The 19,162-nt window shown below is 55.2% G+C and carries 18 protein-coding genes and 2 pseudogenes; 9 read left to right on the top strand and 11 right to left on the bottom strand.

The annotated features are described in order from the left end of the window. Nucleotides 1-32: 32 nt before the first annotated feature. The 3 genes from ACLBVC_RS01375 to ACLBVC_RS01365 are packed head-to-tail and all read left to right on the top strand — an operon-like array spanning nt 33 to nt 2,910. On the top strand, nt 33-1,202 hold the full coding sequence (locus ACLBVC_RS01375; RefSeq protein ID WP_410147665.1) for an ABC transporter permease: 1,170 nt from the start codon (nt 33-35) through the stop codon (nt 1,200-1,202). Then, a complete protein-coding gene (locus ACLBVC_RS01370) occupies nt 1,199-2,143 on the top strand; it encodes an ABC transporter ATP-binding protein (protein ID WP_410147664.1) in 945 nt (314 codons plus the stop codon). Before ACLBVC_RS01375 ends, ACLBVC_RS01370 begins: the two co-directional genes overlap by 4 nt. Continuing rightward, on the top strand, nt 2,140-2,910 hold the full coding sequence (locus tag ACLBVC_RS01365; RefSeq protein WP_410147663.1) for an ABC transporter permease: 771 nt from the start codon (nt 2,140-2,142) through the stop codon (nt 2,908-2,910). Before ACLBVC_RS01370 ends, ACLBVC_RS01365 begins: the two co-directional genes overlap by 4 nt. 63 nt (nt 2,911-2,973) lie before the next feature. On the opposite strand, the pseudogene ACLBVC_RS01360 reads toward ACLBVC_RS01365, so the two are convergent. Further along, a pseudogene (locus ACLBVC_RS01360) lies at nt 2,974-3,075 on the bottom strand (hypothetical protein); the annotation flags it as partial. 224 nt (nt 3,076-3,299) lie between these two features. Here ACLBVC_RS01360 and yedA point away from each other — a divergent pair. From yedA to ACLBVC_RS01340, 4 genes and pseudogenes are all read left to right on the top strand, one after another. Further along, nucleotides 3,300-4,217, top strand: a complete 918-nt coding sequence (gene yedA, locus ACLBVC_RS01355; protein WP_410147662.1) for a drug/metabolite exporter YedA — start codon at nt 3,300-3,302, stop codon at nt 4,215-4,217. Between the two features lie 243 nt (nt 4,218-4,460). Further along, nucleotides 4,461-8,588, top strand: coding sequence for an RHS repeat-associated core domain-containing protein (locus ACLBVC_RS01350; protein WP_410147660.1), 4,128 nt, complete (start codon nt 4,461-4,463; stop codon nt 8,586-8,588). 5 nt (nt 8,589-8,593) lie between these two features. Next, nucleotides 8,594-8,929: an Imm58 family immunity protein gene (locus ACLBVC_RS01345; RefSeq protein ID WP_410147658.1), complete on the top strand. Its 336-nt coding sequence runs from the start codon at nt 8,594-8,596 to the stop codon at nt 8,927-8,929. A 57-nt stretch (nt 8,930-8,986) separates the two neighbouring features. After that, nucleotides 8,987-9,318, top strand: a pseudogene (locus tag ACLBVC_RS01340) (DUF6258 family protein). Between the two features lie 554 nt (nt 9,319-9,872). On the opposite strand, the gene ACLBVC_RS01335 reads toward ACLBVC_RS01340, so the two are convergent. The 9 genes from ACLBVC_RS01335 to ACLBVC_RS01295 are packed head-to-tail and all read right to left on the bottom strand — an operon-like array spanning nt 9,873 to nt 16,782. Next, nucleotides 9,873-10,409 carry a DUF3833 domain-containing protein gene (locus ACLBVC_RS01335; protein WP_410147657.1) on the bottom strand — a complete coding sequence of 179 codons (537 nt, stop codon included), beginning with the start codon at nt 10,407-10,409 and terminating at the stop codon, nt 9,873-9,875. A 22-nt stretch (nt 10,410-10,431) separates the two neighbouring features. Then, on the bottom strand, nt 10,432-10,959 hold the full coding sequence (locus tag ACLBVC_RS01330; RefSeq protein ID WP_410147656.1) for a chalcone isomerase family protein: 528 nt from the start codon (nt 10,957-10,959) through the stop codon (nt 10,432-10,434). Continuing rightward, on the bottom strand, nt 10,959-11,459 hold the full coding sequence (locus ACLBVC_RS01325) for a DUF2878 domain-containing protein (RefSeq protein ID WP_410147655.1): 501 nt from the start codon (nt 11,457-11,459) through the stop codon (nt 10,959-10,961). The genes ACLBVC_RS01330 and ACLBVC_RS01325 overlap by 1 nt, the downstream gene beginning before the upstream one ends. Continuing rightward, nucleotides 11,456-12,688 (bottom strand): class I SAM-dependent methyltransferase, encoded by a 1,233-nt coding sequence (locus ACLBVC_RS01320; protein ID WP_410147654.1) that lies wholly within the window; start codon nt 12,686-12,688, stop codon nt 11,456-11,458. The genes ACLBVC_RS01325 and ACLBVC_RS01320 overlap by 4 nt, the downstream gene beginning before the upstream one ends. A 2-nt stretch (nt 12,689-12,690) precedes the next feature. Continuing rightward, complete coding sequence (locus ACLBVC_RS01315) at nt 12,691-13,407, bottom strand: DUF1365 domain-containing protein (protein WP_410147653.1); 717 nt, start codon at nt 13,405-13,407, stop codon at nt 12,691-12,693. After that, nucleotides 13,404-14,759 (bottom strand): NAD(P)/FAD-dependent oxidoreductase, encoded by a 1,356-nt coding sequence (locus tag ACLBVC_RS01310; RefSeq protein ID WP_410147651.1) that lies wholly within the window; start codon nt 14,757-14,759, stop codon nt 13,404-13,406. Before ACLBVC_RS01310 ends, ACLBVC_RS01315 begins: the two co-directional genes overlap by 4 nt. Nucleotide 14,760: 1 nt before the next feature. Then, a complete protein-coding gene (locus ACLBVC_RS01305; protein WP_410147650.1) occupies nt 14,761-15,477 on the bottom strand; it encodes an SDR family NAD(P)-dependent oxidoreductase in 717 nt (238 codons plus the stop codon). After that, nucleotides 15,477-15,929, bottom strand: a complete 453-nt coding sequence (locus ACLBVC_RS01300) for a nuclear transport factor 2 family protein (RefSeq protein ID WP_410147648.1) — start codon at nt 15,927-15,929, stop codon at nt 15,477-15,479. Before ACLBVC_RS01300 ends, ACLBVC_RS01305 begins: the two co-directional genes overlap by 1 nt. Then, a complete protein-coding gene (locus ACLBVC_RS01295) occupies nt 15,922-16,782 on the bottom strand; it encodes a MerR family transcriptional regulator (protein WP_410147647.1) in 861 nt (286 codons plus the stop codon). The genes ACLBVC_RS01300 and ACLBVC_RS01295 overlap by 8 nt, the downstream gene beginning before the upstream one ends. Before the next feature lie 177 nt (nt 16,783-16,959). Here ACLBVC_RS01295 and ACLBVC_RS01290 point away from each other — a divergent pair, with 177 nt between their 5' ends. Next, nucleotides 16,960-17,529, top strand: a complete 570-nt coding sequence (locus ACLBVC_RS01290; protein ID WP_410147645.1) for a helix-turn-helix domain-containing protein — start codon at nt 16,960-16,962, stop codon at nt 17,527-17,529. Between the two features lie 25 nt (nt 17,530-17,554). Next, nucleotides 17,555-18,106, top strand: a complete 552-nt coding sequence (locus ACLBVC_RS01285) for a GNAT family N-acetyltransferase (RefSeq protein WP_410147643.1) — start codon at nt 17,555-17,557, stop codon at nt 18,104-18,106. A gap of 55 nt (nt 18,107-18,161) precedes the next feature. Here the strand turns inward: ACLBVC_RS01285 and ACLBVC_RS01280 are convergent, their stop codons facing one another. Then, nucleotides 18,162-19,157, bottom strand: a complete 996-nt coding sequence (locus ACLBVC_RS01280; RefSeq protein WP_195814330.1) for an ABC transporter permease — start codon at nt 19,155-19,157, stop codon at nt 18,162-18,164. Nucleotides 19,158-19,162 lie beyond the last annotated feature (5 nt).

Here is a 19,162-nt window from a genome sequence, read left to right as displayed (position 1 = left end):
TCGGGCCGTGTTCACTGAAATCAGGTAACGTTTTGGCTCATCATTCACCCGTTAAAAACCGCGTATTGCTGACGCTGGTTTTCCTGTTATTGCTGGCCGGTTACGGACTGGCCTTTCTTAGTCATGCGCCTAACCGGCTGGTGTCGGGACAGGGCATTTCACTGGCCTCGCTGCTCCACGGTTATACCTTTTTCGTGCTTCTGCCGCTGATATTGCTGGTGGTGAGCGCTTTTCTTACGTTGTTTGGCCGCAGCCATTTACTGGTGATGCTGCTGGCTGAGATTCTGCTGGCGGCGCTGGTCTGGCTGGCTGGACACACCGCGGTGCAACTGACCGGTGGCAACGAAGACAGCATTGCGCGCACCTCGCTCGGCGGCGGTTTCTGGGCGGCAGCGGCGCTGTGTCTGCTGATTGCCTCCGACGCCATTTCCCGGTTTACCCGTAATCACACCCTGCGTATTTTGCTCAATATCCAGATGCTGATTCCGGTGGTTTTACTGCTGTTTTACGGCCAGCTTTCGGAGCTGTCGCTGCTCAAAGAGTACGATAACCGCTCGGACGTTTTTAACGACGCACTCTGGCAGCATCTGGGGATTTTGTTCGGCACGCTGATGCCTGCGGTGCTGATCGGCCTGCCGGTCGGTTTGCTCTGCCACCGCAATGCGCGTTGGCGCGTGCCGGTGCTGTCAGTGCTCAATATTATTCAGACCGTGCCGTCGATTGCGCTGTTTGGCCTGCTGCTTGCGCCGCTGGCCGGGCTGGCAAAAGCGCTGCCTTGGCTGGCCGAACATGGGATCAGCGGTATCGGGCTGGCCCCGGCGATTATCGCGCTGGTGCTTTATTCCCTGTTGCCGCTGGTGCGCGGCGTGATTGCCGGGCTCGATTCCGTGCCGGAGGCGGTGACTGAATCCGCGCGCGGTATGGGCATGAACCGCGGGCAGGTCTTTTTCCGCGTCCAGATGCCGATCGCGCTGCCGGTTATTCTCACCGGCATCCGCATTGTGGCGGTGCAAACTGTCGGAATGGCGATGGTCGCGGCGCTGATCGGGGCGGGCGGGCTGGGGGCGATTATGTTCCAGGGCCTGTTAAGCAGCGCGTTGGATCTGGTGCTGCTCGGGGTGATCCCGGCGGTTCTGATGGCCGTCGTGGTTGACAGCATTTTTAAATTCGCAGTCTCAATATTGGAAACTTCACGCAGATGATTCATTTCAAGCAGGTAAGTAAACACTTCGCTGGCAAGGCGGTCGTGCGTGACCTGACGCTGGAAATGGCCAAAGGCGAATTCACCGTGCTGATCGGGACGTCCGGCTCGGGGAAATCCACCACGCTGAAGATGATCAACCGGCTGGAAGAGCACGATCGCGGCGAAATTCTCTTTGCCGGTGAACCGATTGCAAAATTTCGTGCGCAGGATTTACGCCGCCGGATGGGGTATGCCATTCAGTCGATTGGCCTGTTTCCGCACTGGACAGTGGAAGAGAACATCGCCACCGTCCCGCAGTTGCTGAAATGGCCGAAGGCCAAAATCCGCGACCGCGTGACTGAATTGCTCGAACTGCTGAGTCTGGAGCCGAAACAGTTCCGCACGCGTTATCCGCACCAGCTTTCCGGCGGGCAGCAGCAGCGTGTCGGTGTGGCGCGTGCGCTGGCTTCAGACCCGGAAGTGTTGCTGATGGACGAACCGTTTGGCGCGCTCGATCCCGTGACGCGCGCGACGTTGCAGGAGGAAGTGGCGCGCATTCATAAACTCTCGCACCGCACGATTGTGCTGGTGACGCACGACATCGACGAAGCGCTGGCGCTGGCCGACCGCATTGTGCTGCTCAACGACGGGCAGGTAGTGCAGCAGGGTACGCCGCTGGAATTACTGACCAGACCGGCGACACCGTTCGTGCGGGATTTCTTTGGCGGCAGCGATATGGGCATCCGTTTGCTGTCCTTGCAGGAAGTGGGTTCACGCACGCGGCAGGGCGAATATTACGCCGGTAATGAAAAACCGCTGGTGGCGTCGATGAGCCTGAGTCAGGCGCTGTCAAAGTTTGTCGCGCAGCAGGTTCAGCAACTGCCGGTGGTGGATGAGCACGGGCAGCCGGTCGGTGTGCTGCATTTTGCGGATCTGACCACGACAGGGAACGGCGTATGAAAGATGGTTTAAAGCGAGTTCTCGCGGATCCTTTCATCTGGGTACTGGCGATATTACTGGCGCTGATTTTCGGGATGACGTCGCTGGGCGGCCTGTTCCACTGGATGTTTCCCGCGCTCAGCAGGCCGGTATATCAGCAGGAAAGTTTCGCCTCGCTGGTGGAAGCGCACCTCTTGCTGGTCGGTGTTTCCAGCCTGATTGCGGTGGTGATTGGCGTAGCAGCGGGCGTGGGTGTGACGCGTCCGGCGGGGAAGGAATTCCGCTCGCTGGTCGAAACACTGGTGGCGATGGGGCAGACTTTTCCGCCGGTCGCCGTGCTGGCAGTGGCGGTGCCGGTGATGGGATTCAGCGAAAAGCCGGCGATTATTGCGCTGGTGCTTTACGGCCTGTTGCCCATTTTGCAGGGAACGATTGCCGGGATTGAATCGGTGCCAGCGTCGGCACGGGAAATTGCGCAGGGCGTCGGGATGAGCCGCTGGCAGATGCTGAGAAAGGTCGAAATCCCGCTGGCTGCGCCGGTGATCATTGCCGGTATCCGCACGTCAGTGATCATCAATATCGGGACGGCGGCGATTGCGTCAACGGTCGGGACATCAAGCCTGGGGTCGCCGATTATTATCGGTCTGAGCGGTTTTAATACGGCGTATGTTTTGCAAGGTGCGGTGATTGTCGCGCTGCTGGCGATTTGCGTGGATATGCTGTTTGAACGCTGGAGCCGCTGGCTGCAACGGTGGCAGCAGCGGTCTGGCGGTGAATCAGTGCGCTGACGTTGAAGATGGCGCCGGAACCACGGAAGGGGCGTCGTTATCGCTGACCGGTTTGGCGTCGTCCTGAATCACCACCGCATAACCCGCGACCATCACGCCACCAATTGCGCCAATCGCCATCAGGCCGAACAGTGCGATAAATAATTTTTTGCCAAGCGAATTCATGTGCAGTACCTCGGAAATTTGAACGACGAATTATAAGTTGTTTACCTCCTCCTGCAACACACTATTCATGCGTTAATTACGTTAACCGCCAATGCCTCTCATTTTTTGTCATATGCAGAAACTTTTTAGCAACATTTTGACGCGATCGCACAGATTCCCTTGCCGGTAATCAGGCCAATAGCGTTAACTGTTTGCCTTTATTATCACGCTAATAAGTTATTCCTATGACTGCCTCTGTGACCCGTTCCCTGCTGCCGTTAATCGCAGCACTGTTTGCGCTGTATTTTATCTGGGGTTCTACCTATTTCGTGATCCGCGTGGGCGTGGAAAGCTGGCCGCCGCTGATGATGGCCGGGCTGCGTTTCTTTGTTGCCGGATGCATTATGTTCACGTTTTTGCTGCTGCGCGGGCATAAAATACCGACGCTGAAACAGTGGATGGCCGCCGGAGCGGTGGGCATTTTGCTGCTCTCTGTCGGTAACGGTCTGGTGACGGTCGCCGAACATATGCAGGTGCCGTCGGGCATCGCTGCGGTGATGGTCGCCACCGTTCCGCTGTTTACGCTGTGTTTCAGCCGTCTGTGGGGAATGCCCAACAGCCGTCTGGAATGGACCGGCGTGGCGATTGGCCTGTTCGGGATTGTGCTGCTCAATACCGGCAGCAATCTGGAAGGGAACCCGTGGGGCGCGGCACTGATTTTGCTGGCCTCACTGAGCTGGGCGTTTGGTTCTGTGTGGAGTTCGCGCCTGACCCTTCCCGCTGGCCTGATGGCTGGTGCGGCGGAAATGATTATTGCAGGCGTGGTATTGCTGGTTGCCAGCCGTGTCAGCGGTGAACATCTTGCTGCCGCGCCGACGCTGAGTGGTTTTCTGGCGCTGGGCTATCTGGTGGTATTCGGCTCGATGATTGCCATCAGCGCGTACATGTTCCTGCTGAAAACCGTCCGACCGGCCGTCGCCACCAGCTATGCCTATGTGAACCCGATAGTCGCGGTTTTGCTGGGTATCGGCTTCGCCGGCGAATCACTTTCGCCGGTCGAATGGGTGGCGTTAGGTGTAATTCTTTGCGCCGTTCTGCTGGTGACGCTGGGTAAATTCGTCTTCGGTCGCCGCAAAACGGTGATTAAAGAAGTGAAGGTTTAATACCCCTCCTGAATATTTTTTTCTTGCGAATCCCTGACCTTACGCCGGGGATTTTTTTATCTGTTCCCCTTCACTTTTTCTGCTTTCCTCACACCTGTGAACCGCCTCACAACGCATATACTTTTAAAAGTTTAAATTCCTCCATCTGATTGATTTTGTTGTATTTATATCGTGAATGAAACGATAAATACCCCACCTTAAAATCAATCATTCCACGGACGCTTTACTTAAAAGGACTTACCGATGACCGGATTTCCCGCTGCCCGGCAGTTCGATAACACCGCCATTGGCGGCCCGATTGTGCAGGGCTCGCTGGGCGTAATGATGGGTGCGCCCACCGGCGTGGCGTGTTCCGTCTGCCCCGGCGGTGTGCTGGAAGGCAACCCGGTTAACCCGTCGTTCGGTGCCAAAGTCCTGCCCGGCGAGACCGATATCGCGCTGCCCGCGCAGCTGCCGTTTATCCTTTCGCGTGCTTACAGCAGCTATAAAACGGACACGCCCGCACTGGTCGGCATGTTCGGCCCCGGCTGGTCGGCGGCGGCGGATATCCGCCTGCAAATCCGCACCGATGAACTTATCCTTAACGACAACGCCGGGCGCAGCATTCATTTCCATCATCTGCCTCCCGGCCAGATTGCCTTCAGCCACAGCGAAAAACTCTGGCTGGCGCGCGGCGGCGTCGATAAACAAATCGAGGCTCATCCGCTCAGCAAGCTCTGGCAGGCGCTGCCGGAAGCACTGCGCCACAGCCCGCACTATTATTTTGTCGCTAACGACGCCACCGGCCCGTGGTGGATTTTGGGCTGCGTGCAGTTACCCGAAACCGCAGAAGACGTGCTGCCGCGCCCGCTGCCTGCCAGCCGGTTATTGCTCGGGCTAACCGACCGGTTCGGCCATACGCTCAGTTACCATCGCGACACCGGAGGGGAATTCGCCGGGCACATCACCGGCGTCACCGACAGCGCCGGGCGGCGTTTTCGCCTTGAACTGATGACGCTGCCTGACTTCAAACCCGCACTGAATTCCGGCTGGGGCGAAGATGGCGGCGTGCGGCTTTCCGCCGTCTGGCTGACGAAGGATTTCGCGTTTCCGGATTTACCTTCAAAACCGTTGGTGCGCTACGACTACACCGTGCGCGGCGAGCTAAAAACCGTCTATGACCGCGCGGGCGAAATGGTTCGGCAGTTCGACTGGCACAGTGAAAATACCGGTCTGATGATTGCCCACCGCTACGCCGGACGTCCTGCCACACATTACGTTTACGACGCGTCCGGCAAGGTCATTTCTCAGGTCAATCCCGGCGGCCTGAGCTATCAGTTTGAATACAGCAAAAACCAGACTCGCGTCACCGACAGCCTCGGGCGGCTGCGCGTGTATCATTTTGAGGGTGAGCGCGGATTACGGCGGGTCGTCAGGCTCGACAACGCCGACGGCAGTTGTGTACAAAGCACCTTCGACAGCCGCGGCGGGCTGACCTCGCAGACTGATACCGCCGGGCGCACCACCGAATTTCATCTCAACCCGGCCAGCGGCACGCTGACCGCGATTTTGCATCCGGGCGGCGAAAAACGCAGCCAGTTCTACTACAACCAGGAGGGGCAACTGGTTTGCAGCACCGCGCCGGACGGACGCCGCGTAAGCAGGGAATATGATGCGTTTGGCCGTCTGATAGCCGACACCGACGCCCTGCGCCAGACCCGACGCTACCATTACGCAGACGATATCAGCGCTTTGCCCTGCGCCAGCGAAGACGCGGCGGGCGGGCGTCAGACGCTGGAATGGAACGCAGCCGGTTTGCTGGAAAGTTTTACCGACTGCTCCGGTTTCAAAACGACTTACCGCTACAACCGCGACGGCCAGCCGCTGGAAATCCTGCACGAAGAGGGCATGAAAACCCGCTTTGCCTACGATGCGCGCGGGCGACGGATTTCGCGCGAGGACAGCGCTGGCGGTAAAACGGTTTGGGAATACAACGCGACCGGAGACGTCATCACCGTCACCCGACCGGACTGCAGTCAGTCCACACAAACCTATGATGAGCGCGGTAATCCAACCGTACAAACCGAGGGCGGGCTGACCCGACAAACCGAATTCGACAGCGCGGGCAGGCTGATGCGGCTGGTGAATGAAAACGGCGTCGATACAAAATTTCGCTACGACGTGATGGACCGGCTGACGCAGGAGGTCGGTTTCGACGGGCGCGTGCAGAGCTATCAGTACAACGCCGCCGGTCAGCTTATCCGCAGCGACGACGCCGGGCAGATAACCCACTGGCACTACGATGACGAAGGCCACCTTATCCGCCAGCAGCGACCGGAGACAAACGACGGCCCGGACGACGTGCTGTGGCAGTACGACGCCGCCGGACGCGTCAACGAAACCGCCCACCGCAGCGAAACCCATCTGGTCACCGTGCGCTTTCAGTACGACGACAATGACAACCTGACCGGCGAGCGGCAGATTATCCGCAACGCGCACGGCGATTTGCTGTGGCAGCACACCGTGCGCCACCAGTTCGACCCGCGCGGATTCGAGGCCTCAGCCCGCTACGACGGTCTGCCGGAAATCCGCTGGCAGACCTACGGCCCCGGGCACCTGCTGGGCGTGAAGCTCGGGCACGACGTGGTGCTCGAACTCAGCCGCGACAGGCTGCACCGCGAAACCATCCGCCGGTTCAGCGACGGCTGGCAGAGCGAGAATGTCTATTCGCTCACCGGACAACTCGCCGCGCAGCGCACGCCGGACAACGGCCACCCAAACCTGAAACGCCATTATCACTACAACGCCGCCGGGCAGATGACGCAGATGACCACCGGACTCGGCGACCATCATTATGCTTATTCCCCGGCTGGTCGTCTGAACAGCGTCAGCTCGCCGGACGGTTTTCTCGCCACCTTCACCGATGCCGCCGGCAACCGCAACTGCACGCACCCCGACCTGAATACGCCGCTCGCCGACACGCTGCCGGTCTGGTATCACAACCGCATCCAGCGCGATGAGCGGTATATTTATGAACACGACAAATTTGGCAACCTGACGGAAAAACGCCCGCACCGCGCCGGCTGGCGGGAGGCACCGCGCGGGGCCATCAGCCATTTCGCTTACGACCAGGCGCACCGACTGACGCGTCTGAAAATGGAAGAGGATGGCCAGATTCAGACGCAGGCGCGGTATATCTATGACCCGCTCGGACGTCGCGTCGGCAAGCACGTCATGCAAATCAATCCGCAGTCCGGCGAAACAGAAACCCAAAATATCTGGTTCGGCTGGGACGGCGACCGGCCGGTGCTGACGGAAAACCGCGACACGCAGCTGCATACCATTTATCAGCCCAACAGCTTTGTCCCGCTGCTGCGCGCCGAGCACGCGCGGATGGAAGACAGCCACCGCTCGCTGGCTGAAAAGCTCGAGGAAGACGCCGGCAGCCCGTTCCCCGGCGATATTCATCAGCGATTTAACGACATCGAAAAGGAAATCCGCCGGAACGACGTCAGCGACGCGCACCTGCAGTGGCTGGCCTCCGTGGGCCTGAAGACAGAAAACCTCGCCCCGTGGCTCGAGCCGCTGCCGGAAGCCGGTGAACTCAAACTGCACCTGTACCACTGCGACCACCTCGGCACACCGATTGCGCTGATTAATCACAAAACCGGCAAGGTGGAATGGGACGCGATTTTAGACGTCTGGGGCAATGCGACAGATATTTTCAACCCGTACAAACTGCGGCAGCCCATAAGAATGCAGGGCCAGCAATATGACGACGAATCGGGGCTACATTACAACCGCCACCGTTATTATGACCCGATGCAGGGGCGCTATATTACGCAGGATCCGATTGGGTTGAGAGGCGGGTGGAATTTATATGGGTATGCGTTGGATCCGGTTCTTGGCATGGACCCTTTGGGTCTGGCTGCATGTACCGTTTTATTTCCAGATTATCCAATAGAGTATGCTGAAGGAAAAACGAGCACATGGCTTGGTGGGCATGCTGGCTCTCTCGGATATGATAAAAAAGGTAAAACTCAATATTATGAATATGGAAGATATCACCCTGGTGCGGCGGGAGTTATAGGCTCTAAACTTCCATCAGAAGATGGAAATATTCGTAAAATCTCTGTCCCTAATCTAGAAATTGGACCTGATGGTTCCCCAACGGAAGCCTCAATGGATAAGTTGCTAGATTCATTAGCCACTAAAGCAGGTAAAGGAACATCTGCGCAATTAACCTGTAATGCAAACGCCGACCAAAACAAGGTTTACAAATATGCCGAAAATGTTGCAAAAAACAAAGATAGAGATAAATACAATTGGAATCCGTTGAGTTCGAATCAATGTAGAACTTTTGCTGAAAAAGCATTAGAAGCAGGAGAGTGAAAATTATGAAAAAAACAACGGCAATTCTTACCATTTTACTTTTTTTATCACTAATATCTTGTGTTTGCTTTGCTTATTTATGGATCGATCGCTCGATCACACTGTCTTATAGTGAAAAATGCGTTAATAACAGCACTCAAACGACTAATGCATTAGAAATACTGCTTGAAAAGGAGTGGTTCGGGGAATCGACGAAAAGTGTCCTGGAAAAAGTTAAAACTCAATTAAAATCCACTCAGAATGAAAATGAAATAATTAAAAAAGATGATGGGAATGTTATTTGGGTCGGCAACATAAAACTTTCATTTAGTAATGATAGATTAATTAAAGTAGGTGAGTAGGTGATATTTATTTAACGGTGTGTTTAATGAGGAAGTTAGATAATTAAAGGGGTTGCCATGATTAATAGACTTTATTTAGGTGATCGTGCAGTTAAAGGTATTGATATCGACAGTGGAAATCTCATTGTTAGAATTAGAGTGGATTCAATATCAAGGATTTCAAAAGAAAGTAGTAAATGGGGTTTTGTGAAGAAGAGAACATAGAAAAAGGTGCTCTCGTTTTTTCCGAGGTTAACTATCTGGAGATTTCACCTGCAGGAATTATTCCGGGTGATTATATAATTGATTATGACTTAGTTCAAATCAAAACGGTGTTCAATTTTGCATTACAACCATTGGACAGCCCACATCAATATATAAAGGTGAACGGGAAAGTACAGTCACTATAAAGTGTGGAGACTGCTGGTTAGAAGATGAACATCAAAACAAAGTACCATAGAGATGGTGGGTTTTGAGTATGAAACCTTGGCAGAAATTAATTTCATGCTAATTGGTTACGTGATGTTTTCTAAATGATCACGGATTTTAGAAGAGGGGCTTAAAAATAATCAAAGATTATTACTTCAAATGAGCTGGATAGATAGATGATACATAATTGCAAATAGGACATAAATGTTTATGGCCAATGAGATGACGGCGAGTGAAGTGTAAAAGAGATTTAAGAATGAAGAGTTACCAGAGTTTTGCGGAGTGAATCTCAATAGTGTAAATTTAAGATTAAAATTCGTGACGTGTTCAATCGCAAAAAAACCAAGAACTGGCCGAAATATTGTATTTCACGGTAATTCTAGAGTGAAGAAATTAGAAAAGTAAACCTCCTGACCAGAAATTTCGGGCAGGAGGTTCGAAGAAAAAACGTAAACTGTCAGCAGGTTATGGCAGTTGATTAATGTTCATCAGTGGAATTAGGTATATTTCAAATCCCACAAAAATTCAAACCCCCTCACTTCTTCTCAAAGAACAGTGTTACACGCGCCACTTCGACGCCGAATTTTCTCAGCGACGTGACGTTAAACAGATGCTGTTCGTCCTGCTGGTAAATCCAGTCGTCGAATGTCAGGCGGTAGGTGCTGCCGCCTGATTTCACGTCCATCACGTATTTCCAGTTGAACGCATTTCCCGCCGACTGCCCGGTCGCGGTGCCGATAATGTCGCCCGCTGTACCGGTATAACGTCCGTCCGCGAGTTTGCGGATACGCCAGACGCGGGTCTGTTTCTCGCCGTCGTCATACACAAAATCCTCGTGCAGCGTCAGCGTGTCCGCCACCACATCGCCATGAATTTTTGCGGTAAAACGCCGGGTTTGTTTATGGCTGTAATCTTGCACCATGCCGTAAGCCACGGTATCACCGGAAAAATAGGTGAAGATATCCAGCGTCGGCTGTGTTTGTGCGTAATCTTTGATGCTGGCGCTGCAGCTGGTCAGCAGCAGCGCGCAGGCCGCCAGAAGGGGGAGAAGCATTTTTCGCAGGGCAGTCATAAAACCTCCGGTCGGATGAACATTAATCGGACGCCGTCGCGCCGATGAGTTTGTTGCGTAAATCTGGATACTGCGTGGCCGGTGAAAGCCAGATGGCCAGGAATGCGTCCCGAAACGCCGGGTTGAACGGTTCGCCGATGGGGTGAATCAGCACGCTGTTAGGCGCCCGGCTGTAAAACTGGCCGCCGTTCTCATCAGCCAGAAAAACAATTTCGCTGCCGTTACTGACGTCAGGCCAGATTTTTTCAACGCGGTTCAGCCAGTCATTTTTTCGCGCCTGTTCCAGCAGCCCGAGTGCCTGCCACTGCTCTTCCGTGGCTTTGGTCAGTTCCTCGCGGTCAATGCTGCGCAGGTAGTCGATCACTAACGCCTGCGGCCATTTTTGCGCCTGATAATGACCTTCCGGCGTCAGCAGCTGTGAGTTGTATACTTCAAACGGCCCCCAGCTCAGCGTGGCGCGCCCGACCTGTCGCCAGTGATCCCACGGCGTGGCGGCGAGGGTGGAGAATGAAAGCAGCAGCAGTATTACCAGCAGTGAAAAACGTTTCATCAGGTTCTCCGTAGTCTGGCGTTACTGAGCAATACCGGCAGACTTACCAGTGGCAGGAAGACGGCCCATCCGGCAGCGAGTGCCAGCCAGACGTAAACCGGTGCGGCGATGAGCTGCATTGCGCCAAGCTGCATACCGAGGAAATACGCCAGCGGCCCGCTGACCGCGCCGAGCGGGATCAGCCAGTACCATGTGAGACGTATTACGCCAAGCAGCCACAGCCACCACGCGCTGAACCCCAACCAGAGCGCCATCATCCACGGCGGAACGGCCTGCGAGTCGGTAAATTCAAACAGACCGGCAATGCACCACAGTGAATCCAGCATAATGCCCAGCGTGCAGACGACCGCCACCCATAAACGGCGGGGCGAAGGTGTGAACGCCAGCATCAGAAAACTGCTGATCACCAGAAAAACGATAAACCGGTCGCGCCCCCAGACGGCCAACGTCCACCAGGCATCAAAGCCGAGCGTCAGCAGCCAGAAGCGCCACGTTTTCATCCGCGTCGCTCGGCGATGAGTTGCACGGTGCTGATGGTGCGGGCGCGGAATCCGGCTTCGCAGTAGCACAGATAAAACAGCCACAGGCGACGGAAATGTTCGTCCTGCACACCGTCTTGTTGCGTATTCCAGTAACGCTGTACCCGTTCGCGCCACTCGTGCAGCGTGCGGGCGTAATCAAAACCGATGTCGAACAGGTCACGTACCACCAGCCCGGTATAACGGGTCATGGTTTCATTCATGGCGGTGATAGAAGGCAGGAAACCGCCGGGGAAAACGTAACGTTGGATAAAATCGACGTTACGGCTGTAACTGCCGTAACGCTGATCGGCAATGGTAATCGCCTGAATCGCCAGCCTTCCATGCGGTTTTAACAGGGCGTTGCAGCGTTTGAAGAAAGTGGAAAGATAGCGTTTCCCGACGGCTTCGATCATTTCGATGGATACCAGTTTGTCGAACTGGCCGCGCAGGGAGCGGTAATCTTCAAACAGGACGGTCACGCGGTCACTCAGTCCGGCTTTTTCAATACGAGCGCGGGCGTACTGAAACTGCTCGCGGGAAATGGTCGTGGTGGTGACTTTGCAGCCGTATTCACGGGCGGCAAATTCTGCCATTGCGCCCCAGCCGGTGCCGATTTCCAGCAGATGATCGCCCGCATGCAGTTGCAGTTGCTCGCACAAACGACGCATTTTGGCTTCCTGCGCCTGTTCCAGCGTCATCTGCGTTTCCTGATACCAGGCGGAAGAATAGAGCATCTTCTCATCCAGAAAACCCTGATAAAAATCGTTGCCGAGATCGTAGTGCGCTGAGATATTTTTGCGTGCCTGCGCCGGGCTGTTGCGGCGGAAAAAGTGGATCAGCTTATTCAGCGGTGCACTTAGCCAGCTCAGACGCGCTTCGATTTTATCCACCAGCTTCATGTTTTCAGCCAGCAGTTGCAGAACTGTCGTCAGATTGGGCGTCGTCCAGTCGCCATCAATATAGCTTTCGCCCGCCGCGATACTTCCGCCGAGCAATACCCGCCGGTAAGCCCGCAGATCGTGGACTTCAATTTCTCCCTGCAAAGGCGCTGCCGGGTCGCCAAAAAAGACCGCGTCTTCACCTGGTTCACGCAGTGTTAACCCTGCGCCATTGAGATTTTTTAATACGCCGAGAATCAGTGCGCGTGCAGCCTTGCTGCGCCGGTTTACCGCCGCATCACGGGCGAGTTGCACTTCGGGTTGGCTCATGATCAGTCCTTATCAACAGGAGGATGAGAATAAATGGGTGCACGTTTGAGCCACAGTTTCAGCGCTTGCCAGTAAATGGTCAGGGCGGTTTTTGCGGTCATGACAGGCAGCCGCCACAATTGCTGGCGCAACGCGTCGCGGGTGAGCGGGCGGGCGGTCAGCGACAGGGCAGCATCGAATTCACGTTCTTTGCGGTGATTTTCGATAGTGATGTGTAATTCTTTTCCCGGGGGTGTCAGACGCCAGTGATAGACCATGTCCATCGGATTAAAGGGCGACACATGGAAGGCTTTCGGGACCGGCTGCGAACCGTCGGGCAGCACGGCGTAGGTGTGGCGTTCATTCCAGGGCGTGTTGCGCACCTCGGCCAGCATCCAGCGCAAAATTCCGGTCTTATCATAAAGGTAGTAGAAATTGACCGGATTGAAATAGCAGCCGAAATAACACAGCTGACAAAGCAGCATCACCCGTCCGTCGGGGCGATCGCCGGTCAGTTCTGCAATTCTGTCCTGTGCTTTGGTTTTGATGTCACCGCCGCCCAGATAGTCTTTGCGGCGAAAGCTGGCCGGCGAAAAACGCTCCAGCTTTACGCCAAGGGCAGGCAGTTGTTCCAGTTCATCAAGATCAATCAGCGGCATAAAAATGTCGTAATCGAAACGGTGATCTACCGGCGTAAACCGGCGATGGCGCACGGTGCCAACGTACAGCTGACTGTTCATGACGCCTCCCGTTCGGCCTGCCCGGCGGTGTCTTCATGTTCAAGTTGCAGGTTCAGTTGTTCGGCCACGTCGCGAGCGCTGTTAACGCCATCTTCGTGAAATCCGTTGTACCAGTAAGCGCCGCAGAACCAGGTGCGGTTATGGCCATTGATCCGGTAGCGCTGCTGTTGTGCATGATGGCTGGCGACGTTGAGCACCGGATGCATGTAGGTGGCGCGGAAAAGCACCTGGCTGGCGTCAACCGGCGTCAGCGGATTGAGCGACACGCAGAAGGTTTTCGGCGCATCCAGCCCCTGCAAAATGTTCATGTTGTACGTCACGCTGGCGCGGCGTGTGTTTGACTGATTGCCATCGCGCATGTCGCCGCGCAGGGCGTCGCCGATCGTATTCGGCAACTGATAATTCCAGCTCGCCCAGGCACGTTTCTCACGTGGCAGCAGGCGGGTATCGGTATGCAGAATCACGTCGTTAGCCTGATAAGGCAGCTCACCGAGAATGTCGCGTTCGTCAGCCGTGGCCTGTTCGCCCAAAATCGCCAGTGCTTCATCTGAATGGCAGGCGAAAATCACCTGATCGAAATGCGCTTCACCCTGTGCGGAATGCACAACCACGCCGCACGAGGAACGGATGACTTGAGTGACCGGTGTGCCAGTCAGCAGTTTTACGCTGGCCGGTAAACGCGCCTGTAAGCGACGGATATATTCCCGCGAACCACCCGGCACCACCATCCATTGCGGACGGTTTGTCACATCGAGCAGCCCGTGGTTATCGAAGAACCGCAGGAACATCGACAGCGGAAAATTCGCCATGTCGCCCAGCGATGAGGACCAGATCGCCGCGCCCATCGGCAACACATAGTGCAGCGCGAAAAACGGCGTAAAACCGTTCTGATCGAGCAGATCGGCCAGCGTATCTTCGTCATTATGCGGGTTCTGCAGCCGGGCTTTGCAGAGTTTATTAAACCGCAGAATTTCTAGAATAAAGCGCCAGAATCTCGGTCTGAACAGATTGCGCCGCTGTGCAAACAAACTGTTGAGTGAATGTCCGTTGTATTCCAGTTTGGTGGCCGGATTGCGCACGGAAAAACTCATCTCGGTCGGCTGGCCCTCAATGCCCAATTCTTTGAGCAGGGCGATGAAATGCGGATAAGTCCGCGAGTTATAGACAATAAAACCGGTATCGATGGCATACGCTTTGCCATCCGAAATCACGTCCTGCGTGGCGGTATGCCCGCCTAAGGTTGCCGACGATTCAAAAACCGTGATCTCGCAGCCGGGCTGACTTTTCGCCAGCATCCACGCACAGCTCAGGCCTGAAATACCGCTTCCCACGATCGCCACTTTTGTTGTCATGTTATTTCACCATTTTTCGACATAACCACTTTTGCAGGCTGACCGGCAGCAGTGACGCAACCTTGAGGAAACCGGCAAAAAGGGGCGGGAAAGCAATTTCACTGGCACCGCGCGCCAGTTTTTTACGGATATGCTGTGAAGCCTGCGTGACGGTAATCATCATCGGCATCGGGAAATTGTTCTGCTCCGTCAGCGGTGTTTCCACGAATCCCGGCTGGATCAGCGAAATGTGAATCTGACGCGGAGCCAGATCTACGCTCAGTGAACGTGCGAAAAAGGCCAGCGCGGCTTTCGATGCGCCATACGCTTCGCTGCGCGAAAAGGGCAACAGCCACGCAGTAGAACCGACAATCGCCACGCGACTTCCGGCTGCTAAGCCTGGTAACAGGGCGTCCAGGCAATTGACCGGGCCGATGAAATTGGCGTTCATCACGCGGGCGACTTTTTCGGCTTCCACCACGCCGTTATCCAGGTATTCACAAGTTCCGGCGCACAGAATCACTAAATCAGCCTGAACGCCCTGCAACGCCTGACGCGTGGCCTGCAAATCGGTGATATCAAACGATAACGGAACGATCAGCGGACTGGCGGCAGCCGTGCTGATAAGTTTTTCCTGACTGCGCCCGCACGCTGTCACTTCCCAGCCTTCGGCAGCGTAATCCTGCGCCAGTTGCTTTCCGATACCTGAACTGGCACCGGTAATCAGAACGCGGCGCATTATTTCAACCTGCCTTTAACTGCACGGACGGCACCGCCGAGCACCGGCAGATGTTCATACAACATCGCGCCGAGGTCATAATAATCGCGCTGATAAATAATGCGGTTGTCACTCAGGCGCACATGGCTTGCGCCGTGCAGAAACATGGACTGCCCCTTTTTCAGCGACGGGTGAGAAAACTCCATCTGCCAGAACAGGGACGCTTCGTCGCCCTGAAGCAGCGGAGGCTGGATTTCAAAACGGCAATAATTCACCTTTTTGAGTAACTGTGAGAAATAGCGTTCGAGCGCGTCCACACCGTCGTAATGCGACACCGGATCGATAAACACCACGTGCGGGTGATAGATGCGTGAAAGCTGAGGCAGCTGGCTCATCTCAAGATGACGATAAAATTCGCAAAGCCGCGACAAAACGTCGGGAGCAATGGCGGGTTCAGGAAAATGTTTAATCACTATTTTTTCCTTCTTTGCGCAAAGGCACCATTTGCAGAGTGGCCTGGCTGTCATCGCGTGGAAAAATATCTGGTTCAGGCTCTTCGTGAGGTTCGTTTTCACCGGCGCTGAGAATAATCGCCGAACTGCCTAGCAGAATGATCGACAGACCCTGTTCCACCCAGTTCAGAAGGCGTTGTCGCTGAATTTGTGTGAGCTTGCCTTCCGACCACAGCAATATTTGAGAACCGCTCAGATTTTCCAGATGCGGCTCATCCAGCGGAGCCGGTAATACGTCAACCTGCATGCCTTCTTCGCATCGCACAATGGCTTCGAGCCACAGCTCTGTATTGTCGATTTGTCCCCAGCCAACAAGTGTTGCCAGTTTTCCCGGACGTTTTCTAGCGGCATTCATAGTCATCACGGAATGTTCAACGATTAACCCGTCGAGCTGGCTGCGCAGCATCAGCAATCGTGAATCGCCGGAACTCAGACGCTCACGCAACGGGCGCAAAATATTATTCACAAACGAGGCCGCCGGATATTCCCGCCCGAGCTCGGTCATCAGCTGACGCACTTTGTTGCTGCGTCCGTCCTGAAGCTCGGTCAGAAGACGGTGCTCAGCCTGCGACCAGCCGCCGGGTAACGCCTCGACTTTACCTTCCAGCAGGGATTTCACCTGGCCGACGGGAATACCGCGGTTTATCCAGCCCAGAATGGTGCGGATGGAATCGAGATCGTCATCATTAAAAAGCCGGTGGCCGCCTTCGGTGCGCTGCGGTTTAAGCAAACCATAGCGGCGTTGCCATGCGCGAAGCGTGACCGGGTTGATACCACAAATACGGGCGACTTCGCCGATGCTGTAAAGAGACATAGTTAAATCCAAAATATTCATCCAACTTATCGTAACTCTAGCGCCTGATCTGAAAGCTGTACAACTTTATTATTTTTGTACAACTTGGCTAATACTTTCGGCTTACATTATTTTAACTTGCTAATTTCTCAAATGAGAGATATTTTCCCTTTATTGAGATTTTAAGTGGGGAACGAAATGGAAGAAGGGCAGGACAGTCACGATCTGCGTCTGGCCGAACGGCTGGCGGAATTACGCGTTAGCCAGGGCTGGTCTCTGGAACAACTGGCACAGCGCACGGGGATCAGCCGCGCAACGCTTTCCCGCGTGGAGCGTGCAGAAACCAGCCCGACCGCGTCGCTGCTGGGCAAACTGAGCGCGGCGTACGGGCTGACCACCTCGCGCCTGCTGATGGCGCTGGAAGACAACCCGCCGGAGCTTATCTGCGCCGCGCAGCAGCCGGTGTGGCATGACCGCGAAACCGGTTTTGAGCGCCGTTCGGTTTCTCCGCCCGCACCGGGTTTTCGCGCCGAACTGATCTCCGGCACGTTAAAAGCCGGTGCCACGATTTCGTATGATTCCCCGCCGGTGAACGGCCTCGAGCAGCATATCTGGATGCTGGAAGGCATTCTGGAGTTCACGCTCGATTCACGCACTTATCGGCTAGAGGCCGGAGATTGCCTGCGTTTCCATCTTGACGGCACCTCGTCATTCCACGTTCCCGGCCCGGCGGATGCCCGCTACGCCATTGTGATTTCGCGTCCTTAAATATGACTAAGTAAGGTTCATCATTATGCAAAACGGCAGGGCGGTAGTTATAAACGATATAGCGATAAGCGAAGTGCAGGGCGGCGTATTGCCGGAGGCGGATCTGAACGCACTGGCCGAAACCCTGATGCAGTCGGTGGCGCTCGGTGCAAGCATCGGGTTCATTCTGCCCTTTGGGTTTGTGCAGGCGCAGGCTTTCTGGCAAAAATTATTGCCTGCTTTTGAGCAGGGCGAGAAACGTCTTCTGGTCGCCCGTGAAGCTGGAAAAATCATCGGGACCGTCCAGCTGGTGGTCGATCAACCCGCCAACGGCGCGCATCGTGGTGACGTGGTGAAACTGATGGTACATCCGCAAGGACGCCGTAAAGGCGTGGCGAAAAAGCTGATGGACGCAGTGGAAGCGCTGGCGCACCGGGAAGGCAAAACGCTGCTCGTGCTCGATACCGTGACCGGCAGCCCCGCGCAGACGTTATATGAGAATCAGGGGTTTACGCTGAGCGGAGTGATCCCGCATTACGCGATGTCGACGGGAGGCGTGCTGGAGTCGACGAGTGTGATGTTTAAGGTGCTGGACTGAAAGATTTATTTGCTCCTCCCCCTACGAAGGGGGAGGTTGGGAGGGAGTTTAAAAGCTACCGCTTCTGTATGTACGTGAGCGCCAGCGCCACCGCCAACACCAGCCCTTTAATAATATCCATCGCATAATACGGCACCGACAACATCACCAGCCCGTTCGACAGAACGCCCAGAATCACTGCGCCGAGCAGTGTCCCTAATGCATTGGGTTTTCCGGAGCCGGCGAGGGAAAAACCGATATATGCGGCGGCGACGGCGTCCATCAGATAACCGCCACCAGCGTTCACCTGCGAAGAACCGATACGCGACGCCAGCAAAATACCGCCAGCGCCTGCCAGAACTGATGAAATCACGTACGCAATCACGCGGTAACGCGCGGTGCGGATCCCCGCAAGGCGCGCGGCCAGCGGGTTGCCGCCGATGGCGTACATGCGTCGGCCATGCTTGGTCAGGGACATAAACAGTTGTACCGCGACGGTCACCACCGCCATCACGATCACAATCACCGGCACCTGACCCAGCAGGCTGAACACCGCAGGAACGGTACCTTCGGCCATGTCGCCGCTCGGCAATAACATGTTTTCTGTGATCGAACCGCCGTAGCTGTAGGTCATCGCTGCGCCCTGAATGACGAACAGGCTGGCGAGGGTGGCGAGCATGTCGGGGATTTTCAGGATAACAATCAGGAAGGCGTTAAACAGACCGACCAGCGTACACAGCGCGAGCGTGATCAGAATTGCTTCTGTTGTGCCAAACCCGTGCCAGACGAACATCGAAATCACCAGCGCATTGGCGAGCGACGCCGTTGAACCGACCGACAAATCAAAGCCACCGACCGAAAGTGAAATGGATACGCCGATGGCAATCACCGTCACGATAGCGATAGAACGCAGAATATTGATGATGTTCGACGGTTCAAGGAAGTTATCCGAGGCCACGCCAAAACCGGCGATCAGCAGCACAACGGTCAGTAACATCCCCCATTTATACAAGAATTCGAACAACTGATGACGCCAGGGCTGACCCGCTGCCAATGTACTTTCTTTACTCACCACGG

Source organism: Rahnella selenatireducens (genome assembly GCF_046449555.1).
GTDB classification, from domain to species: domain Bacteria; phylum Pseudomonadota; class Gammaproteobacteria; order Enterobacterales; family Enterobacteriaceae; genus Rahnella; species Rahnella selenatireducens.
This window is presented reverse-complemented; position numbering and strand designations above follow the sequence as displayed.

Bases quoted from the DNA above. Each gene is read 5' to 3' on its own strand.
- ACLBVC_RS01345 (WP_410147658.1), top strand. From the start codon at position 8,594: ATGAAAAAAACAACGGCAATTCTTACCATTTTACTTTTTTTATCACTA.
- ACLBVC_RS01285 (WP_410147643.1), top strand. From the start codon at position 17,555: ATGCAAAACGGCAGGGCGGTAGTTATAAACGATATAGCGATAAGCGAA.
- ACLBVC_RS01295 (WP_410147647.1), bottom strand. From the start codon at position 16,782: ATGTCTCTTTACAGCATCGGCGAAGTCGCCCGTATTTGTGGTATCAAC.
- ACLBVC_RS01325 (WP_410147655.1), bottom strand. From the start codon at position 11,459: ATGAAAACGTGGCGCTTCTGGCTGCTGACGCTCGGCTTTGATGCCTGG.
- ACLBVC_RS01310 (WP_410147651.1), bottom strand. From the start codon at position 14,759: ATGACAACAAAAGTGGCGATCGTGGGAAGCGGTATTTCAGGCCTGAGC.
- ACLBVC_RS01315 (WP_410147653.1), bottom strand. From the start codon at position 13,407: ATGAACAGTCAGCTGTACGTTGGCACCGTGCGCCATCGCCGGTTTACG.
- ACLBVC_RS01330 (WP_410147656.1), bottom strand. From the start codon at position 10,959: ATGAAACGTTTTTCACTGCTGGTAATACTGCTGCTGCTTTCATTCTCC.
- ACLBVC_RS01370 (WP_410147664.1), top strand. From the start codon at position 1,199: ATGATTCATTTCAAGCAGGTAAGTAAACACTTCGCTGGCAAGGCGGTC.
- yedA (WP_410147662.1), top strand. From the start codon at position 3,300: ATGACTGCCTCTGTGACCCGTTCCCTGCTGCCGTTAATCGCAGCACTG.
- ACLBVC_RS01290 (WP_410147645.1), top strand. From the start codon at position 16,960: ATGGAAGAAGGGCAGGACAGTCACGATCTGCGTCTGGCCGAACGGCTG.
- ACLBVC_RS01320 (WP_410147654.1), bottom strand. From the start codon at position 12,688: ATGAGCCAACCCGAAGTGCAACTCGCCCGTGATGCGGCGGTAAACCGG.
- ACLBVC_RS01350 (WP_410147660.1), top strand. From the start codon at position 4,461: ATGACCGGATTTCCCGCTGCCCGGCAGTTCGATAACACCGCCATTGGC.
- ACLBVC_RS01365 (WP_410147663.1), top strand. From the start codon at position 2,140: ATGAAAGATGGTTTAAAGCGAGTTCTCGCGGATCCTTTCATCTGGGTA.
- ACLBVC_RS01335 (WP_410147657.1), bottom strand. From the start codon at position 10,409: ATGACTGCCCTGCGAAAAATGCTTCTCCCCCTTCTGGCGGCCTGCGCG.
- ACLBVC_RS01305 (WP_410147650.1), bottom strand. From the start codon at position 15,477: ATGCGCCGCGTTCTGATTACCGGTGCCAGTTCAGGTATCGGAAAGCAA.